This window comes from Roseovarius indicus, assembly GCF_008728195.1.
GTDB lineage: Bacteria > Pseudomonadota > Alphaproteobacteria > Rhodobacterales > Rhodobacteraceae > Roseovarius > Roseovarius indicus.
Genome location: NZ_CP031598.1, coordinates 1,479,147 through 1,495,575 on the forward strand (window position 1 = coordinate 1,479,147; position 16,429 = coordinate 1,495,575).

The window sequence follows — 16,429 nt, forward strand, 5'->3', positions numbered from 1 at the left end:
GCGCAAGTTGCGGCATTAAGCAGTTGCAAGAAACACTATCTCGGATTAGAAGAATTAAATCAAGTAAAACATGAAAAACAAATACAATGGGTCTGAAGGCGCAAGTAAAAACAAGCATAATAGCATGTATTGCTTTTCTTGTCTGTGCTTTCGAGCTTCAGGCGCAATCCTCGACTGTTCCGGGGCACGACCCGCCTTCGGAGGCTTCGGTGAAAAGGCCTGGGTCCGGCTGGCAGAGCATGATGGACACACGGCGTTGGCGTGAAGAGGTTTTCCGGGATGCCTACGCCGACATAGTTGACGCGCTGAGCAACTCACATGGCGAGAGCATTCCGAGGGAAGAGTTGAATTTCGCCGAACTCATGCTTTCGCAGATGTTCCTTGTTGAGGCGGGGTCTGTGGCAGAGGCGGTAGAGCCGGCGAACGATATTCAGGCCCAGCGGAAGAAGGCTCTGCTTGACGCGGCTTCTGTGCTGATGGGGCAGCCTATTGAAGACCTCTCGCGATCGCCCCTTGCCGCTACCGACAGGCCGGACCACGGATTGTGGCTGGCACTCCACGCGATTGCCACTGAAGATGCCGACATGTTGGCGCGGTACATCGAGCCAGCATTTCAGGGGCTTTCCCGGCAGTCGCCACAGGTTGTGCAGTCGGTGTTGCCGGTCTTGACCGAGGCGGCGATAGAACTGGGGAATACCGCCTTGGCCGACAGTGCAACTGCACTCTTGAGCGAGTTGCCTGAGGTGTACGCTTCCCCCGCAGGCCATTTCCTCAGGGGGCGAAATGCGGAGTTGCAGGGAAATCTGGCTACGGCACTGAAGAGTTATCTTGAGGCGGCGAGGGGCTGGGAGCGTTATGCAGCGAGGGCGCGTATTGCGCTGGCCGACATGGCAATCCGAGATGGCGGGCGGGGAGCGCTCCTTGCGGCCCGGAATGTGCTGACCGATGGTTCGGATGCGTGGAGGGGCGACCGCTACGAATTGCAGGTCTTGATGCGCCATGCCTCGATCAGCAGGCAGCTCGGTGACGATCTTGATAGCCTGCTCCTGCTTGCGAAGGTCATGTCTCGGTTTCCGAACGAGCCGGAAATCGCATCGGCCCGACATGAAGCCGAAGCGCTTCTGGAGGCGGTTTACATGTCCGGTGCCGCTGGCGAGATCCGCCTGTCCCAATGGATGGAGGTCCATCTGCTCATCCTGCCATTTCTCGAGCACATGCCGGAATTTGCGGAATACAGCGAACTACTGGCGGACAGCGTGTTCGAACTGGGTGGCACAGTACTTGCTGCGAGCGAGTACCGTAGGACGTTGGCGTTGTTGGGTGCGGCCGCTGGCAACAAGGAGACAAGTGCACTTACACCTGACATCGTCCGGGTCAAGTTGAAGCTGATCAAGGCCCTGTCTCATGCGGGTTTGGATGATCTGGCGCTGGAGGAGGTGGACGCCATAGAGTTGTCCAACCTTGCGGACCTCCGCAATGACGTATTGGCTGCAAAGGCGGAGGTCTTGGCAAAGGTCGGTGACCGTGACCGGCTATTGACAACGCCCGTCATGAACCCCGGACCGACCCATCTTCGCGAAATCGCCTATGCGCTGTTCACCAGGCAGCGGTGGGAGGAAGCTGTCAATTTCTACAAGAGACTTCGCTCAGACTATCCCTCGGCGTTTTCCGCCCGTGATGCGAGCTACCTGCTGATCGCAGCCAACAGGATCGGTGATACTGGGACTGTCCATGATGTGACCCGGGATTTCAGAGAGTTGACTGAGTCACAGGAATGGGCGGATCTGGCCGCAAGCCTGGCCGATGCCCCAATCGAAATGAAACCGCTTGCGGCGGATAACGCAGACGCGCAGATGCTGCGCTTGCAGCAAACATTGAAAAACTTGGAAGATTCAGGACTGTAGAGAAAAAGTTCTTTTTCACTAAATGCAATCCAAGGACTAACAATAATAGTTTTTTAACTTTCCTTAAATGTTAACTTTGTATCTTTTTGTTTAACGATAATTGAAACCTTCGAGCTGAAAAGGGATGGCGGGATGAGTATTTCAAGCGCGCTGCAAACAGGTGTTAGCGGACTGCAGGCCAACTCGCGAGCCGTGGGTGGCATTTCGGAGAACATCGCGAACGCCAATACGGTAGGCTATCGGCGCGGCTTTTCGCAGATGGTCACGACGACCGCCTCGGGCGGTACCGGAACCGGAGTTTTGTCAGTCGTATCTGTCGAAAGGCTGGACATCACCAGCTCTGGCGGCCTGATATCGACCAGTTCGCCAACCGATCTCGCCATAGGCGGCAATGGCTTCTTCGTGGTGTCGATGCGACCGAACGAGACGGTGCATACCAACTACATGCTCACGCGTGCGGGGTCGTTCCTTCCGGACGCCGAAGGGAACCTGGTCAATGCAGCAGGGTATTACCTGGCCGGTTATCCCTATAACCTTGATGGGAATATCGGCACCGTCGACCGCAGCAACTTTGCCCAGATGGAAACGGTCAACATCCGCGACGTGTCTCTTTCCGCAGCGGCCACCACGGAGGTTTCCGTGTTCGGTAACCTGCCGTCCCAAAGCACTGGCCAGGCAACGCCGGGCGCGCCGTTCGCGCAGTCATCCGAGTTCTTCACAAGTCTCGGCGTCTCCCAGCGCATCGGTTTCACATGGCAGCCGACCTCGACAGAAAACCAATGGACCGTCGAAATCAGCGACCACGACGGCAATCCGCTTGGCACGCTGACAGTCGATTTCAACGATTCCGGTTCACTCGCAGGGTCGCCGGCGAGCTATTCGGCCGTGTCTAACGTCGGTACTCCGCCCAGCAGCTTTGCCTTCGATACCGCCACAGGCGTTGCGACGCTGACGCTGGACAATGGCGCCACGCCACAGGTCGTCGAGGTTAAGCTGGGCGCACCGGGCACATTCGACGGCATCACGCAATTCAGCGGGGATTTCACGCAATCCTTTGATCGGGATGGATCGAGCGTCGGCCAGTTGATCCGAACGGAAATTGAAGAAGACGGAACGTTGTACGGGGTGTTCGACAACGGGCAACGCCGCCCGTTGTACGAGATTCCCGTCGCCACGGTCGCCAACCCGCATGGGCTGATCGAACAGAAGGGCAATGCCTACGCGCTTTCCGGCGAAGCCGGCGCCTTCGTCGCGATGAAAGCGAACTCCGCGTCTGTGGGAACCATCAACTCCTTCGCCCTCGAGGCGGCCAACGTCGACATCGCGCAGGAAATGACGGACCTCATCAAGGCGCAGCGGGCGTTCTCGACCAATGCAAAGGTCGTGACCACGGTTGATGAGATGATGGACGAAACGGCAAGACTGAAGCGATAGGCTAATTCGAAAGGAAAGGGGGCCTAAATGAGCTTGACCGGCGCCTTGAATGCCGCGCGCAACGGGCTGTCTACCACCCAAACCCTTTCCCGTATTGCCGCTGAGAACGTTTCGAACGCAACGACGCCCGGCTACGCGCGGCGCAATGCGGTGCTTGTCTCAGGTGGGGCAGGGGAGGGCGGCGCCCTCGTCGGAGAAGTACGGCGCGAGATAAATGCGTCGCTCATCCGGATGTCGCGTAACGAAACCGCAAAGATGGCGCGTCAGCAGGTGATCCACGAGGGCCTGTCGAGCTACACGGCGTTTCTTGGCCAGCCGGGGGACGGGACATCTCTCGCCGAGAAATTCTCGGAATTCAGTACTTCACTCACGACTCTTGCCAACATGCCATCCTCTAACGGGGCGCAATCGGCTGCAGTGCTCGCGGCAGAAGATCTCGCGGCGTCGGTTCGTGCGGCAAGCGATCACTTGGGCAACACGAGGGCCGAAGTCGATATGGAATTGCGGTATCAGGTTTCTGATCTGAACCAGGCGCTCTACGAGTTGGCCAACCTGAACCGCCAGCGTCAGAGCTTTTCCGGCGGGACACTCGAAGCCGCCGAGTTCGATGATCGCATGGACAGCGTCGTCGATCAGATTGCCGAGACGCTCGACATCAGAACCGCGCAGACCTCCGACGGCAGGATCAGCATATACACGACTGGCGGTGTCGCCCTCGTCGAGGGAGATCTGGTTCATGATCTGACCTTCAATCCGGGCGATGGAACCTTGATGGCCGGGGAGCAGGACATCACCCCCAACAAGCCCGGGGTCTACGGCATCGAGAATGGAAGCCTTGCCGGCCTTCTGGAACTGAAGCGCGAGATCATACCTCGATTTCAGAAGCAACTGGACGAATACGCGCGAAGCCTCGTCCAGACGTTCGAGGGGGCTGACGCCTCTCTCGCACCCGGGCAGGCTGGCTTGTTCACGGATAACGGGTACGCCTACGACGCGGCCCGGCTTGACGGGCTGGCAGGTCGGTTGCGTGTCAACGAAAGCCTGCAGGTCGACACGGCAGAAGTCTGGCGTATCCGCGATGGTCTGGGCTCCACTGCGCCCGGCGACGCGGCCAATCCCAAGCAGATCATCGCGTTTCTTGACGCTCTGAAGGCACCAGCAGGTGTTTCCTCTGACACCGGAGTTTCTGCAGGCGTTACGGTCGCCGATCTGGCGGCGGAGGTCGTAACGCATCAATCGGCCGAGCGCGCCCGAGCGGAAAGCCGGTTCCACGCCGCGAGTTCGGCTGCCGAGGTGGTGAATTCGGCGCGTGAGAACAGCGCCGGGGTGAACATAGACGAAGAAATGCAGCGGCTCTTGTTGATCGAGCAAAGCTACGCGGCGAACTCTCGGATTTTGACAACGGTGGCGAACATGATCGACACATTGATTGCGGCCGTGTGAGGCGCACCATGACCTGGTCTGTCTCACGCCTTTCCTCGCTGCAACTCAATATGTTCAGCCGCCAGTTCGTCTCACGCACCACACAGGAATTGCAGACGGCCAGTCAGGAAGTTTCTTCGGGCCGGCGCGCGGATATCTTCAAGGATCTCGGATCGCGCGCGGCGTCGACTTTGAGGCTTAGAGCCAACGAGGAAGAGACGCAGACATACCTGAAGTCGAACGGCCTGCTTACCCATAAACTTGACGCCATGCTGACGTCGGTCGACGCAATCCGGGATCGGGTCGAGAGCGTGATGAACCTTGCGATGGCCAACGCGTCTCGACCCTCGAACGGGGCGTCTGCTCTGCAGGCCGAGGCCCGCGCCGCGCTTGAAAGCGTGGTTGCCATTCTCAACACCACCTATCAGAGCGACCACCTTTTTTCGGGAACGCGCTCTGATCAAAGCCCAATGACGCGCTGGTCTGAGGTCAATCCGTCCAGCGGTCTCTCGCCGCAGGATGTTATGGCGGACATCGCGGCGGCGGTACCGGCAGATGGTGCAAGTGCGCAGGCCATGTTGGACGAAATCGATCTGGTATTTGCATCTGCGGATACGGCGTCTCCGGCGCGAAACTTCGAAGGCACGTTCTATTCCGGTACGCCGGCCCTGGATGGCGCTGGCCAGCCGGCCGATCGCGTCGTCGCCCGGATCAGCGCCGGCCAGGAAATCGAATACGGCGTTCAGGCCAACGATCTCGCGTTTCGCGAGACCTTGAAGGGTTTGAGCCTTCTTGCAACCATTGATGTAAGCACCATCGAGGACGAAGCGGCCTACACCACCTGGATGAACTCCGCGATAGGGTCATTGAGCCGCGGGCAGTCGGGCACCTTGGACATTTCAGCTCGCATAGGGTTCCACCAGAAAATCATCGAAACGGAAGAAACACGTTTGACGAGCCTGTCGCTGGTTCACCAGATGCAGATCGCCGAGCTGGAAAATGTCGATCCCTATGAGGCGGTCACACGTATGACCAACTTAGAAAACCAGTTGAGGGCAAGCTACGAAGTTTCCGCTAGGTTAACCAACCTGAGCTTCCTGAACCATCTCCGGTAACGACGAGGCGGCCACGGGGTTGTCACGCCCTGATGCCACTTTCCGGTGAGGCCCCCAGCACGGAGAGCGAAACGAAGCCAGGGCCTTCAGGGGCGCTGAACTTGTAGCCCCTGCCTCTGATTGTTTCGATATATGCGCAGCCGCTTTCTGACGCTTCCGCGATCTTCTTGCGGATCTTGCAGATGTAGACATCGATTACCTTGTCGAACGGCTGATCGGCACTCATCCCGTATACAGCGTCATAGATCGAATTCTTGGAAATCACCCTGTTCGCGTTGAGCGCGAGATGCTTGAAGATAGCGTGTTCGCGTTTGGACAGCCTGATGATGCGCCCGGAAACGGTTGGGTCCCGGCCATCAAAATAGGCTGTCACTTCGCCCACAACGACATTTTCCGCCGCGTGGCCGTGGAGGCGGCGAATGACGGAGTTGATACGGGAAGCAACTTCGTTGCCCTTGATCGGACTGACAAGCACATCGTCCGCGCCGAGATCGAGCAGGGCCGCCGTATCGCGGGCATTCCGGAAGTCCCGCATCACCAGCACAGGGTTCTCGCAACCCTCTTGCCTCAGGGCAATTATCTGTTCCCGAATACACTCGGATTCCCCGATCAGAATCGCACGGCTCTCCATGCCCGGTTGCTTCAGCGGCGCTAGAAGGGTTGTGAAGAAATCGACCTCGACGAATTGCGCCTCGATGCCTGAATCGAGCAGCTCCGAAGCCAATGATGCGTGACGCTTTTCCCGCGGTTCGAATACGTAGGCGCGCATCAAAAAGATCCTGTTTTATCCTTGATTGTTCTTGAAAGTATCAAATACTTCTTTTTGCAACAAGATTTATTTTTTACTTTTGCAAGTAAAGGCCGTATATATTATCTTGTTTTCCAAGGTCGTTCCAAAAATAGGGAAAAACAGCAAGTGAGTTCTTTGAGGCCGCGGGCAGTGTACATTCAAAACCTCTATCGGCTTGTCAGCCTGGTGGCGGCTTGCTTTGTAATCGTCCTGTCGCTCGGCGAGGCGCATGCCGAGGTCCGTATCAAGGATATCGCGACATTCGAGGGTGTGCGTGAAAACCATCTTATCGGATACGGCCTTGTCGTTGGGCTGTCGGGCACGGGTGATAAGCTGACTGCCAGTCCTTTCACGCGTGAGTCCATTGAGGGCATGCTCGAAAGACTCGGGGTCGCCAATCTCGACGGAACTGTCATCAAGACCAAGAATACAGCTGCGGTCATGGTCACTGCCAAGCTGCCGCCCTTTGCGCGGCGCGGTTCGGACATCGACGTAACGGTTTCCTCGTTGGGTGATGCAAAGAGCTTACGGGGAGGGACCCTTCTGGTGACGCCACTGTCAGGTGCGGACGGTGAAGTCTATGCCGTGGCGCAGGGTGCGATCGTAACTTCGGGCTTCCTTGCCGAGGGTAACGCCTCTTCCGTTCAGGAAGGTGTTCCCACCATCGCCCGTATCGAGAACGGTGCAATCGTGGAGCGCGAGATCGATTTCCAGCTTGATCAGCTCGATAGCCTGCGCATCGCACTCAGATCTCCGGATTTCACGACGGCGGCACGCGTCAAGGACGCTGTTGGAACGGTTTTGGGGCCCGGAGCCGTTCGCGTGCTGGATCCCGGCACGATCGAGGTTCGGTTTTCGGGGAAGGGCCCGGTTCCCGAAATGGTTGCGGAACTCGAAAACGTGACGGTCCTGCCTGACAATGTAGCCCGTGTGGTGGTGGACGAGAAAACAGGGACGATCGTGATGGGCGCCAATGTCCGGATCGGGCAGGTCGCCATCAGCCAAGGGGGCTTGACTGTCCGGGTCAACGAAAACTACCGGGTCAGTCAACCCGGCCCATCCTCTATCGGTGGTTCGACGGTGGTCGTACCTCTTGAGCCGGTGACCATTGGCGGCACGACAGTTGTTGTACCGGAGACGGAAATAGACATCGACGAGAGCGAGCGACGTTTCACCATTCTCCAGGGGGATGTCAGCTTGCAGGAACTGGTCGATGGCTTGAACGCGATCGGTGTGGGCGCCCGCCAGACTATATCGATCTTGCAGGCCATCAAGGCTGTCGGGGCACTTCACGCCGATCTGGAGATTATCTGATATGAATGTAACGCCGCCTGCGACCGTGACTTTGACCGGCCAGTCCGACCATACCACGCTTCGCACCCGGCAGGAGGACGTGGCACAGGAGTTCGAGGCTGTCCTTCTGAGCAAATTCGTAGATGAAATGATGAAAACGGTTTCAGTTGGCACATTCGGCAACAAACAGCAGGCGGAAATCTGGAGATCATTTCTGTCAGATGCTGTGGCCGATCAAATCGCCCAATCCGGCGGCTTGGGACTTGAGCCCCAGATCAAGGATGCGATTGGCGCGTATCGTCAGGTGATGCAGGCGAAGTGAAAGAGCGAAGACGGTCCCTATGACAGAACAAAATGGTGAAAGTTTTCGATCCAGATTGGGAAGACGCCAGTCTTCCCGGCTTGATCCGGCGATCCCGACGGAAGAGGACAAAGAGAATATCGCTGAGTTCGCGCAGCGACTTGAGGCGGCCGTTGCGCTGTTAAAAAGGGAAATCGAAGCGATTGGCGCAGGGCAACTGGAAGCAGTGACCGAGCTATACGAGCGGAAGTCGCGCCTTCTGAAATGGATTGAGCTGCGGATGCCAGTGATTGAACCGTTCCTTGGGCACGAGACAGCGAAGGAAGCTCGGATTACCGAGAACCTTCAAGAGTTGAGGGACGTCGCCCGTGAAGATAGCGTGTTGTTGGAGCGCATGGCCGTTGCAGCAAGAACGATCGTTCGGGAAATGGACAAAGCACTGGATAGAAACAGCCTGAGCGGGATGTACGGGAAGTCTGGTCAGAAGCTGGTCGAGGAGCGAGAGCCACGCAAATCGATAAACCGGGAGTATTGACTCATTCTCGCCATAGTATTGCCACACCGCCTTTAACCTTCGTTTAACTACGCTCTCAATATTTCTGGTACCGTAAAAATACGGGCTCAGTCAGAAGACTGAAATAAATAGAGAAGAAGGAGAGCAGGAAATGTCGTCCATTCTCACCAATAACTCCGCGATGGTCGCACTGGCCACGTTGAACAACGTCAACCGTGGACTGAACGAAACCCAGAACCGCGTTTCCAGCGGCCTGGCCATTCGTTCGGGTAAGGAAAACGCGGCCTACTTCGCGATTTCTGAAACGATGTCCGCCGATAGCGGCATGTTCAAGGCCGTGAACGAGGGCCTGACATCCACCAAGAACTCCGTCGCGACAGCGCGCCTCGGCGCAGAGACCGTAAGCGATCTGGCCGAGCAGATGGTCGAACGGATCGCCTTCGCGCAAGGCAACGGTATCAACAAGGCAGACGTCCAGTCGGAACTTGAGGCGCTTGCCGGCCGCATCCAGTCCACCATCGATCAGGCCACGTTCAATGGCGACGACCTCGTCGGCGCCGCGTCGACGTCGGTTTCGGTCGTTACGGGTATCACGCGGTCCGGTGGTTCATTCGCGACCACCACGATCAGCTTCGACACCGTCAACCTTCAGTCGATCCATGACAACCTTGCCGCAATCGACGTCACCGACTCCGGCTCGACCATGGAGGCAAAGCTTCAAGCCGCTGAGGCAGAGCTGGCCTTGGCCGTGACCGCAGCGACGTCTCTTGGTGTTACGGAAAAGACGCTCGAGGGCCAGCAGATGTTCCTGGAGTCGCTGACCGATACGCTCGACAGCGGTATCAGCTCGATGGTTGACGCCAACATGGAGGAAGAGGCCGCCAGGCTTCAGGCCTACCAGGTACAGCAGCAGCTGGCCACGCAATCGCTCTCGATTGCGAACCAGGCGCCGCAGAACATTCTCAGCCTTTTCCGGTAATGTCTCGCTAGACCTTCCTGATCAGTAACGAGTGACAGCCGGGTATTGAAAGCCCTGGGTTTCGTAACAATTGGAAGGTGACTTTCGGCACTCCAAACTGGAAAGTTCCGGCCGTTGGGTTTTCCCGGCGGCCGGATCGTCGGCAGGCAAGGCAGGGTGCATACCCCGTCTGTAACGCGTTACTGCGGTAGGTCTGCCAACGGGTCGTCAGCTCCGGCTTCCAGCACCATTCGGTAAATGGCAGCAAAGCTTTCATCCTGAGAAATTTTTTCTGTCCGCGACTGTGACAGGAACTGATTGGCTTGACGAAAGAACCGAACGGCAATGTCGACTTCCTTGTCCGAGCCAATCTGATACGCCCCAACGCGGATCAAGTCTTCCATGTCGGCGTATCGCGCCAACATGCGGCGTGCGGCAAGCATCACCCGGTATTCCTCCGGCGTGTGGCAGTCGGGCAGCATCCGGGAAATCGAACGCTGAACGTTGATTGCCGGGTACCGATCCTGCTCGGCAATCTTTCTGTCCAGTACGAGGTGGCCATCCAGGATGCCGCGGATCGAGTCCGCGACAGGTTCATTCATGTCATCGCCTTCAACCAGAACGGTGTAGATGCCGGTTATGTCGCCTTCCTTTTCAGGCCCGGGCCCGGCGCGCTCGAGCAGGTGCGGGAGTTCGGAAAAGACGGTGGGGGGATAGCCGCGGGTCGTCGGGGGTTCGCCGCCGGCAAGACCGATTTCTCGCTGCGCCATGGCAAACCGGGTGACGCTGTCGATCAGAAGCAGAACCTGCCGGCCGGCGCTTCGAAAATGCTCTGCGACCGCGGTCGCCGTCCACGCAGCCTGCCGCCGCAGCAGTGGGGATTCGTCTCCGGTGGAGACGACGATTACCGATCGTGCCATGCCTTCATCACCGAGATAATCCTGAATGAATTCGCGGGCTTCGCGGCTGCGTTCGCCGACCAAGCCGATAACGACAACATCCACATCGGTGTTGCGCGCCAACATAGCAGTTAGAGTGGACTTCCCCACACCGGAGCCTGCGAAAATGCCCAACCGCTGACCGCGACACAATGGTGTGAAAACATCGATGCACGTGATGCCTGTCGAGAGCTTTTCACCCACTCTGCGCCGGTCGAATGTCTTAGGGGGCGACGATCGTGTTCCGCGCCCATGGCCAAGCCGCTTACGGCCCTGTGCACGTGAAATCGGAGCGCCCAGTGCATCTACGACTGTGCCAATCCAGCTATCGTTCGGGAAAATCTGCGTTCCGCCAGAGATCAACTCGACGCGGTCGCCCGCCGTGATCCCGTCCCAGGACCCGAATGGAAGCAGAACAAGGCCGTCGTCCTGCACTCCGACGGCCTCGGCCTCGACAGATCCGCTGCGGCCGTACACGCGGCATCGGCTCCCAATACCGGCAGCGCGCTGCAAGCCGCCCGCGAACAAGGACATGCCAATAACTGCGCGAACTTGGCCATGTATTGTTTCCGGGCAAATCCTGCTAATCTCGTCGACCAGCGCCGTAAATGTGGACATACAAGAATAAATCCCCTATTAATACATTTACTACTTGCTATACTTAGCACAGTTCTTGGGGGTGTCTATAATGAACTTCGGTCAAACCAGCTTGTTCGAACTCGCGTCTCAGCGGCTGCAATGGCTGTCGGATCGGCAAAGGGTCGTTTCTCAGAACATCGCGAACGCGGATGTATCCGGATACAGGGCCCGCAATGTGGAGAGCTTCGAGGCGTATCTTTCCCGGGCGGATGGCGCGGACAAGCTGCCTTCTGCCGAGGTGGTGAAGGCCGAAACGCAATGGGGAAGCGATATGACCGGAAACAACGTGGTTCTCGAAGACCAGATACTTCAGGCGCGCACTGCTGCCGGCGAGTATCGCATGGCGGCAGCGCTCTACCGAAAGGCACATGACATGATGCTGGCTGTGGCCGGGCGCAGGTAAGGGGACAACATGGATTCGCTCAAGTCAATATCCGCCATAGCCGCAAGCGGCATGCGCGCGCAGAGCGAGCGCCTGCGCATCGTTTCCGAAAACGTGGCGAACTCCAGTTCAACTGCAGAAGAGGCGGGGGGCGATCCATACCGCCGCAAGACGGTTTCGTTCGGCTCGACGATCGACCCGACCACGGGTGCGGCGATGGTTGAACTGAGCAAGATCGGCGAAGATACGAGTGGGTTCCGGTCGCGCTACGACCCCGCGCACCCGGCTGCGGATGAAAACGGTTACGTCAAGTTGCCGAACGTGAACCCGTTGATCGAGATGAGCAACATGCGTGAGGCGGCGCGCAGTTATGAAACCAACCTTTCAATGCTCGAGAATGCCTCGGAAATGCGCAGCCTTCTGATCGACTTGTTGAAATAGGACCAGACCATGACCGACTTTTCAGCCATAAGATCCGCGGTAAATGTCCAGTCCGCCTATGACGTGGCCAAGCAGAACAAGGCCAAAGCCCAGGATCCGGCGCAGGCAGACCAGACCAGCTTTTCCGACCTTGTCGCAAAGAGCGCGTCGAGCGCTGTTGACACCGTTCGTCAAGGGGATGCGACCGCCCTCGCAGGACTTGCCGGACAGGCCGGTTTGCAGCAGGTCGTCGAGGCGACAATGGCCATGGAAAGCACCGTCCAGGTGTCCGTGGCGCTGCGAGACAAGTTCGTCGAAGCCTACCAGGAAATCATTCGCATGCCGATCTAGTCCGGCGGCCACTCGATCGGATCAGGGCACACATGGATACCACCAGCGCACATGAAATCATTCGCCTGACGATTTCCACGATTCTTTGGGCATCTGCCCCTGTCCTTGCTGTTGCGTTGATTGTCGGCCTCGTTATCGCATTCGTGCAGGCGCTGACACAGATACAGGAAATGACCCTGACCTTCGTGCCGAAGATCGTGGCCATTTTCGTGGTGGTCATCATAACGTTGCCCTTTATTTTCTCGAGGCTCACGTTCTTGTCCAATAGGGTCTTCGACCTGATTGTCAGCGGTGGTATCTGAGGTGCGAGCAGCAGCCAGATCCGCAGGGGCACTGCTGCTCGGTATCCTTGCCGCGGGCCTACTGCCCACAAACGGCCCCAAAGCGGAACTCTGGGCAGGCTTCTACACATCCATGACAGAGAAACGCCCGGCTGCCTCGATGGCGCCGGGCAGCAAGGCGTCGGACACGGTGTGCCTGTCGGCCATTTTGGACGCCCAGAAAAGACATGGAATTCCCAACAACCTGCTTCTTGCAATCGGCCTTCAGGAGGCGGGCAGGCTTGCCAACAATGAGCTGACGGTCTGGCCCTGGACAGTCAATGCGGAAGGCGAGGGGCGGTTTTTCGCAAGTCGCGAGCACATGTTGGAGTGGGTTGAGGACAAGCGCGCTCAGGGCGTCACGTCTATCGACGTGGGATGTATGCAAATCAATCTGAAATGGCACAAAGGCGCGTTTTCCTCTCTGGAAGATGCCGCGACCCCCCGCGCGAATGTGGACTATGCAGCGCGGTTTCTGCTGTCGCTCTACCGGGACACCGGCAACTGGTGGCAAGCTGCGGGCCGCTATCACTCGGCCACGCCGCAGTTCAAGCAGAGGTATCTCGCAAAGCTGGAATCCAACCTTGCCGCGGCGACGCGCCTCTTTGACGCGCAGGCGAACGTTCCCATGCAAGTCAGAAGCGGGCCTGCCGCCGCTGACGAAACTCCAGCGCCGCCGGTTTTCTGGGGGGGCGGCAACCTGGAAGACTCCTCAGGCACGATGAGCTTCTCGATCTATTCGAAACATGCCCTCCAACCGGTCTTGCCGGGCTACAAAGAGTGGTTTTGAAACCTCAATGAACGTTCGCATTGCAAACAGCAGCCTCTCCTGGACCAGTTTCGGCGGGAACCATCGTGATATCGGCTTTGCCGTTGGCGTCATGCTTATTCTTGCGGTGCTGTTTGTACCTCTCCCGCCTTCAATTCTGGATTTTGGCCTAGCGGTTTCGCTGTCGTTGTCAGTGCTCATCCTCATGGTCGCCCTCTGGATCAGCACCCCTCTCGACTTCAACTCCTTTCCGACACTTCTTCTGGTCGTCACGATGTTGCGCTTGGCGCTCAATGTGTCCTCGACCCGCCTGATCCTGAGTGAAGGGCACAATGGTCCCGGTGCAGCCGGAAGCGTGATCGAGGGGTTTGCCCACTTCATCGTTGGAGGGGATTACGTCATCGGGATCGTGATTTTTGCCATCCTCGTGACGATTAACTTCATCGTGATTACAAAGGGTTCGACACGAATTGCAGAAGTTGCCGCGCGCTTCTCACTCGACGCCATGCCTGGCAAGCAAATGGCAATCGACGCCGATCTGAGCGCCGGTGCCATCACCGACGAGGAGGCTCGCGAGCGGCGCAAGACCCTGGAAGAGGAAAGTGCCTTTTTTGGCGCGATGGACGGCGCATCCAAATTCGTTCGGGGCGATGCCGTGGCAGGGATCATCATCACGTTCATCAACGTGGTTGGCGGGATTCTAATCGGTATTGCTAGCCATGAGCTGAGCGTGGGGCAAGCGCTCGGACGGTATACTGTCCTGACCATCGGGGATGGTCTGGTGACGCAAATTCCTGCTCTGGTCGTGTCTCTTGCCGCGGGCGTGCTGGTCACCAAGGGTGGAACGAAGGGCGCCGCGAACGAAGCCGTTCTGAGCCAGCTCAGCAACTTTCCGAAAGCCCTGTTCATGGCTGCCGGTCTGACGCTGTGCGTTGGCCTGTTGCCGGGCTTTCCACTTTCGATTTTCTTTCCGCTCGCCGCTGCGATCGCGGCGCTCGGTTACTTCGTGAACGCGGCGGAACAGAAGCGCCGCCGGGAAGCGGCCGCAGAGGAGAGCCGTGCCAAGGAGCCTGTGTTGTCGGAAAGCGAGGCGATTTCCGATCTCCTCAAGGTCGATGATCTGCGCCTCAATCTCGGTTCGGCCCTGGTCCCGCTGATCACATCCGTCGATGCGGCTCTTCCTGGGAAGGTCAAGAGCTTGCGAAACCTGTTCATCCAGGATTTCGGCTTTGTCCTGCCACCTGTGCGCATTAAGGACGATGCCGGCTTGCCGTCTCACGAGTACTCCGTCGAACTGCAGGGCGTGGAAACGGCGCGCGGCGAAGTCAGGCCATTGATGATGATGGTCATTGATCCAAGTGGCAAAGACATCACCCTTCCCGGTATCCGCACCCGAGAACCCACATTCGGGCTGAACGCTGTCTGGGTAGATGACTCGCGGGCCTCCGAGGCCGAGATGCAAGGATTGACGGTTGTCGATCCGGAAAGCGTCATCACGACCCATCTGACCGAGGTGATCAAGGAGCATATGCCGGAGATCCTGACATACGCCGCGACCCAGAAGCTCATCGACGAATTGCCAAAGGAATATCAGAAACTTCTTTCGGATTGCGGCAGCAGCACACCGCCAACCGTGGTGCTGCAGCATGTCTTGCAATCGCTCCTTGGCGAAAGGGTGTCGATTAGAAACCTGCCCCGGATCATCGAGGCCGTCGCCGAGGCGGCCTCGAACACGCAAAAGATACAAACCATTGTGGAATATGTGCGCGGAAGACTGGCCAAACAGATCTGTCAATCGCTGGCGGATATGTCCGGGTATGTTCCGGCAATCGGTCTGAGCCCTGAATGGGAGCAGGAGATCACAAACGCGATTTCAAGAACCGATGGGGAAGAGACGTTTCTGATGTCCCCGAAACGGGTTCAGGAGCTTGTCATCGCCATCCGCAAGGAAATCCAGAAACACTCGGAAAGTGATAAATGGCCGGCCCTTCTCGTTTCGCCGGCGGCGCGCCCGTACGTCCGGTCGGTTCTTGAGCGTGTAAGTCCCACGACCCCGGTCATTTCCCACAACGAGGTTCACCGCAAGGCATCTTTGCGGACGGTGGGCACCGTGGGCGGCTAAGATGGGCATCGACGACTTTGTCGCGGAACTGATTTTTGGGTATCTGGCAGTAGTCGCGCGTATCGGCGCGGCGCTGATGTTCATGCCTGCGTTCGGAGAGGCGCAGTTCCCGGTTCGTACAAGGCTGTCCTTTTCCCTGGTGCTTTGTGCCGCGCTCTATCCTGTTGTGCCTACACCTGCCGCGATGCCCGACAATACCGTGGCGATTGCCCTGCTATTGGGGTCGGAAGTTACGATCGGGCTATGGATGGGCCTTGCCGGTCGCGTGTTTTTGTCGGCCATGCAGTTTGCAGGCAACCAGATCGGGCAGGTGATCGGCTTGGCAAATGCCTTCGGGCCTTCCTTCGGCTCGTTCGAGGGGGCAACCATGGTTGCAACATTACTGCTAATCAGCACCATCACCGTGATCTTCGCGACCGACGCGCACCACATGATCCTCATTGCCCTGGTGCAGAGCTACGATGTCTTCACCCCTGGAAATGTCATCGTCGGGGATCTTGCTGAAACGATGGTTCGAGTCGGATCGCATAGCCTTTACCTGGGCACTGCCGTTGCCGCGCCTTTCTTTGTCATGGGAGTGATCTTGAACCTTGGCATGGGGCTGGCGAACCGTATGATGCCGCAACTTCCCGTCTTCTTTGTGGCCGCGTCACTGTTGATCGGGATCGGGTTTTTGATTCTGCTAGTGGCCACACCCTCCGCGATCACCTTTTTCATTGGGGATTTTGTTGAATGGCTAACTCTGTTCCAACTCTGA

At 57.8% G+C, this 16,429-nt stretch carries 17 protein-coding genes; 15 read left to right on the plus strand and 2 right to left on the minus strand.

All coding sequences use genetic code 11. The annotated features are described in order from the left end of the window. Positions 1-86: 86 nt before the first annotated feature. The 4 genes from RIdsm_RS06865 to RIdsm_RS06880 all read left to right on the plus strand — a co-directional run bounded on the left by RIdsm_RS06865 (position 87) and on the right by RIdsm_RS06880 (position 5,875). On the plus strand, positions 87-1,904 hold the full coding sequence (locus RIdsm_RS06865; RefSeq protein WP_160325826.1) for a hypothetical protein: 1,818 nt from the start codon (positions 87-89) through the stop codon (positions 1,902-1,904). A gap of 132 nt (positions 1,905-2,036) precedes the next feature. Next, complete coding sequence (locus RIdsm_RS06870) at positions 2,037-3,338, plus strand: flagellar hook protein FlgE (RefSeq protein ID WP_057814787.1); 1,302 nt, start codon at positions 2,037-2,039, stop codon at positions 3,336-3,338. Between the two features lie 27 nt (positions 3,339-3,365). Further along, positions 3,366-4,781: a flagellar hook-associated protein FlgK gene (flgK, locus tag RIdsm_RS06875; protein ID WP_057814789.1), complete on the plus strand. Its 1,416-nt coding sequence runs from the start codon at positions 3,366-3,368 to the stop codon at positions 4,779-4,781. Positions 4,782-4,789: 8 nt separating this feature from the next. Next, positions 4,790-5,875 carry a flagellin N-terminal helical domain-containing protein gene (locus RIdsm_RS06880; protein WP_057814791.1) on the plus strand — a complete coding sequence of 362 codons (1,086 nt, stop codon included), beginning with the start codon at positions 4,790-4,792 and terminating at the stop codon, positions 5,873-5,875. A gap of 22 nt (positions 5,876-5,897) precedes the next feature. Here RIdsm_RS06880 and RIdsm_RS06885 read toward each other — a convergent pair whose 3' ends face one another. Then, the gene (locus RIdsm_RS06885) at positions 5,898-6,644 is read right to left on the minus strand and encodes a response regulator transcription factor (RefSeq protein WP_057814793.1); all 747 of its coding nucleotides are present in this window, start codon (positions 6,642-6,644) and stop codon (positions 5,898-5,900) included. Between the two features lie 204 nt (positions 6,645-6,848). Here RIdsm_RS06885 and RIdsm_RS06890 point away from each other — a divergent pair, with 204 nt between their 5' ends. From RIdsm_RS06890 to RIdsm_RS06905, 4 genes are all read left to right on the plus strand, one after another. Beyond that, positions 6,849-7,979 carry a flagellar basal body P-ring protein FlgI gene (locus RIdsm_RS06890; protein ID WP_236553213.1) on the plus strand — a complete coding sequence of 377 codons (1,131 nt, stop codon included), beginning with the start codon at positions 6,849-6,851 and terminating at the stop codon, positions 7,977-7,979. A gap of 1 nt (position 7,980) precedes the next feature. Continuing rightward, positions 7,981-8,280, plus strand: a complete 300-nt coding sequence (locus tag RIdsm_RS06895) for a rod-binding protein (RefSeq protein WP_057814796.1) — start codon at positions 7,981-7,983, stop codon at positions 8,278-8,280. Between the two features lie 19 nt (positions 8,281-8,299). Then, the gene (locus RIdsm_RS06900; RefSeq protein WP_143100436.1) at positions 8,300-8,794 is read left to right on the plus strand and encodes a flagellar biosynthesis protein FlgI; all 495 of its coding nucleotides are present in this window, start codon (positions 8,300-8,302) and stop codon (positions 8,792-8,794) included. Between the two features lie 130 nt (positions 8,795-8,924). Continuing rightward, complete coding sequence (locus RIdsm_RS06905; RefSeq protein ID WP_057814799.1) at positions 8,925-9,752, plus strand: flagellin N-terminal helical domain-containing protein; 828 nt, start codon at positions 8,925-8,927, stop codon at positions 9,750-9,752. Between the two features lie 179 nt (positions 9,753-9,931). Here RIdsm_RS06905 and RIdsm_RS06910 read toward each other — a convergent pair whose 3' ends face one another. After that, positions 9,932-11,287 carry a FliI/YscN family ATPase gene (locus RIdsm_RS06910; protein ID WP_057814801.1) on the minus strand — a complete coding sequence of 452 codons (1,356 nt, stop codon included), beginning with the start codon at positions 11,285-11,287 and terminating at the stop codon, positions 9,932-9,934. A 70-nt stretch (positions 11,288-11,357) separates the two neighbouring features. Between RIdsm_RS06910 and RIdsm_RS06915 the strand changes: the two genes are divergently transcribed. The 7 genes from RIdsm_RS06915 (at position 11,358) to RIdsm_RS06945 (ending at position 16,429) form a co-directional block, all read left to right on the plus strand. Then, positions 11,358-11,711, plus strand: coding sequence for a flagellar basal body protein (locus RIdsm_RS06915; RefSeq protein WP_057814803.1), 354 nt, complete (start codon positions 11,358-11,360; stop codon positions 11,709-11,711). Between the two features lie 9 nt (positions 11,712-11,720). Continuing rightward, positions 11,721-12,131 carry a flagellar basal body rod protein FlgC gene (flgC, locus tag RIdsm_RS06920; protein ID WP_074940156.1) on the plus strand — a complete coding sequence of 137 codons (411 nt, stop codon included), beginning with the start codon at positions 11,721-11,723 and terminating at the stop codon, positions 12,129-12,131. A gap of 9 nt (positions 12,132-12,140) precedes the next feature. Beyond that, positions 12,141-12,461, plus strand: coding sequence for a flagellar hook-basal body complex protein FliE (fliE, locus tag RIdsm_RS06925; protein WP_057814807.1), 321 nt, complete (start codon positions 12,141-12,143; stop codon positions 12,459-12,461). Positions 12,462-12,493: 32 nt separating this feature from the next. After that, positions 12,494-12,763, plus strand: a complete 270-nt coding sequence (locus RIdsm_RS06930) for a flagellar biosynthetic protein FliQ (RefSeq protein WP_057814808.1) — start codon at positions 12,494-12,496, stop codon at positions 12,761-12,763. Positions 12,764-12,875: 112 nt separating this feature from the next. Further along, positions 12,876-13,571, plus strand: a complete 696-nt coding sequence (locus RIdsm_RS06935; RefSeq protein ID WP_057814810.1) for a lytic transglycosylase domain-containing protein — start codon at positions 12,876-12,878, stop codon at positions 13,569-13,571. A 7-nt stretch (positions 13,572-13,578) separates the two neighbouring features. Further along, positions 13,579-15,672, plus strand: a complete 2,094-nt coding sequence (gene flhA / locus RIdsm_RS06940) for a flagellar biosynthesis protein FlhA (protein WP_057814811.1) — start codon at positions 13,579-13,581, stop codon at positions 15,670-15,672. Position 15,673: 1 nt separating this feature from the next. Beyond that, positions 15,674-16,429, plus strand: coding sequence for a flagellar biosynthetic protein FliR (locus tag RIdsm_RS06945; RefSeq protein ID WP_057814813.1), 756 nt, complete (start codon positions 15,674-15,676; stop codon positions 16,427-16,429).

What these genes read in the sequence shown, in the direction of transcription:
- RIdsm_RS06865 (WP_160325826.1), top strand. Translation starts at nt 87, where the DNA reads ATGGGTCTGAAGGCGCAAGTAAAAACAAGCATAATAGCATGTATTGCT.
- RIdsm_RS06870 (WP_057814787.1), top strand. Translation starts at nt 2,037, where the DNA reads ATGAGTATTTCAAGCGCGCTGCAAACAGGTGTTAGCGGACTGCAGGCC.
- flgK (WP_057814789.1), top strand. Translation starts at nt 3,366, where the DNA reads ATGAGCTTGACCGGCGCCTTGAATGCCGCGCGCAACGGGCTGTCTACC.
- RIdsm_RS06880 (WP_057814791.1), top strand. Translation starts at nt 4,790, where the DNA reads ATGACCTGGTCTGTCTCACGCCTTTCCTCGCTGCAACTCAATATGTTC.
- RIdsm_RS06885 (WP_057814793.1), bottom strand. Translation starts at nt 6,644, where the DNA reads ATGCGCGCCTACGTATTCGAACCGCGGGAAAAGCGTCACGCATCATTG.
- RIdsm_RS06895 (WP_057814796.1), top strand. Translation starts at nt 7,981, where the DNA reads ATGAATGTAACGCCGCCTGCGACCGTGACTTTGACCGGCCAGTCCGAC.
- RIdsm_RS06900 (WP_143100436.1), top strand. Translation starts at nt 8,300, where the DNA reads ATGACAGAACAAAATGGTGAAAGTTTTCGATCCAGATTGGGAAGACGC.
- RIdsm_RS06905 (WP_057814799.1), top strand. Translation starts at nt 8,925, where the DNA reads ATGTCGTCCATTCTCACCAATAACTCCGCGATGGTCGCACTGGCCACG.
- RIdsm_RS06910 (WP_057814801.1), bottom strand. Translation starts at nt 11,287, where the DNA reads ATGTCCACATTTACGGCGCTGGTCGACGAGATTAGCAGGATTTGCCCG.
- RIdsm_RS06915 (WP_057814803.1), top strand. Translation starts at nt 11,358, where the DNA reads ATGAACTTCGGTCAAACCAGCTTGTTCGAACTCGCGTCTCAGCGGCTG.
- flgC (WP_074940156.1), top strand. Translation starts at nt 11,721, where the DNA reads ATGGATTCGCTCAAGTCAATATCCGCCATAGCCGCAAGCGGCATGCGC.
- fliE (WP_057814807.1), top strand. Translation starts at nt 12,141, where the DNA reads ATGACCGACTTTTCAGCCATAAGATCCGCGGTAAATGTCCAGTCCGCC.
- RIdsm_RS06930 (WP_057814808.1), top strand. Translation starts at nt 12,494, where the DNA reads ATGGATACCACCAGCGCACATGAAATCATTCGCCTGACGATTTCCACG.
- RIdsm_RS06935 (WP_057814810.1), top strand. Translation starts at nt 12,876, where the DNA reads ATGACAGAGAAACGCCCGGCTGCCTCGATGGCGCCGGGCAGCAAGGCG.
- flhA (WP_057814811.1), top strand. Translation starts at nt 13,579, where the DNA reads ATGAACGTTCGCATTGCAAACAGCAGCCTCTCCTGGACCAGTTTCGGC.
- RIdsm_RS06945 (WP_057814813.1), top strand. Translation starts at nt 15,674, where the DNA reads ATGGGCATCGACGACTTTGTCGCGGAACTGATTTTTGGGTATCTGGCA.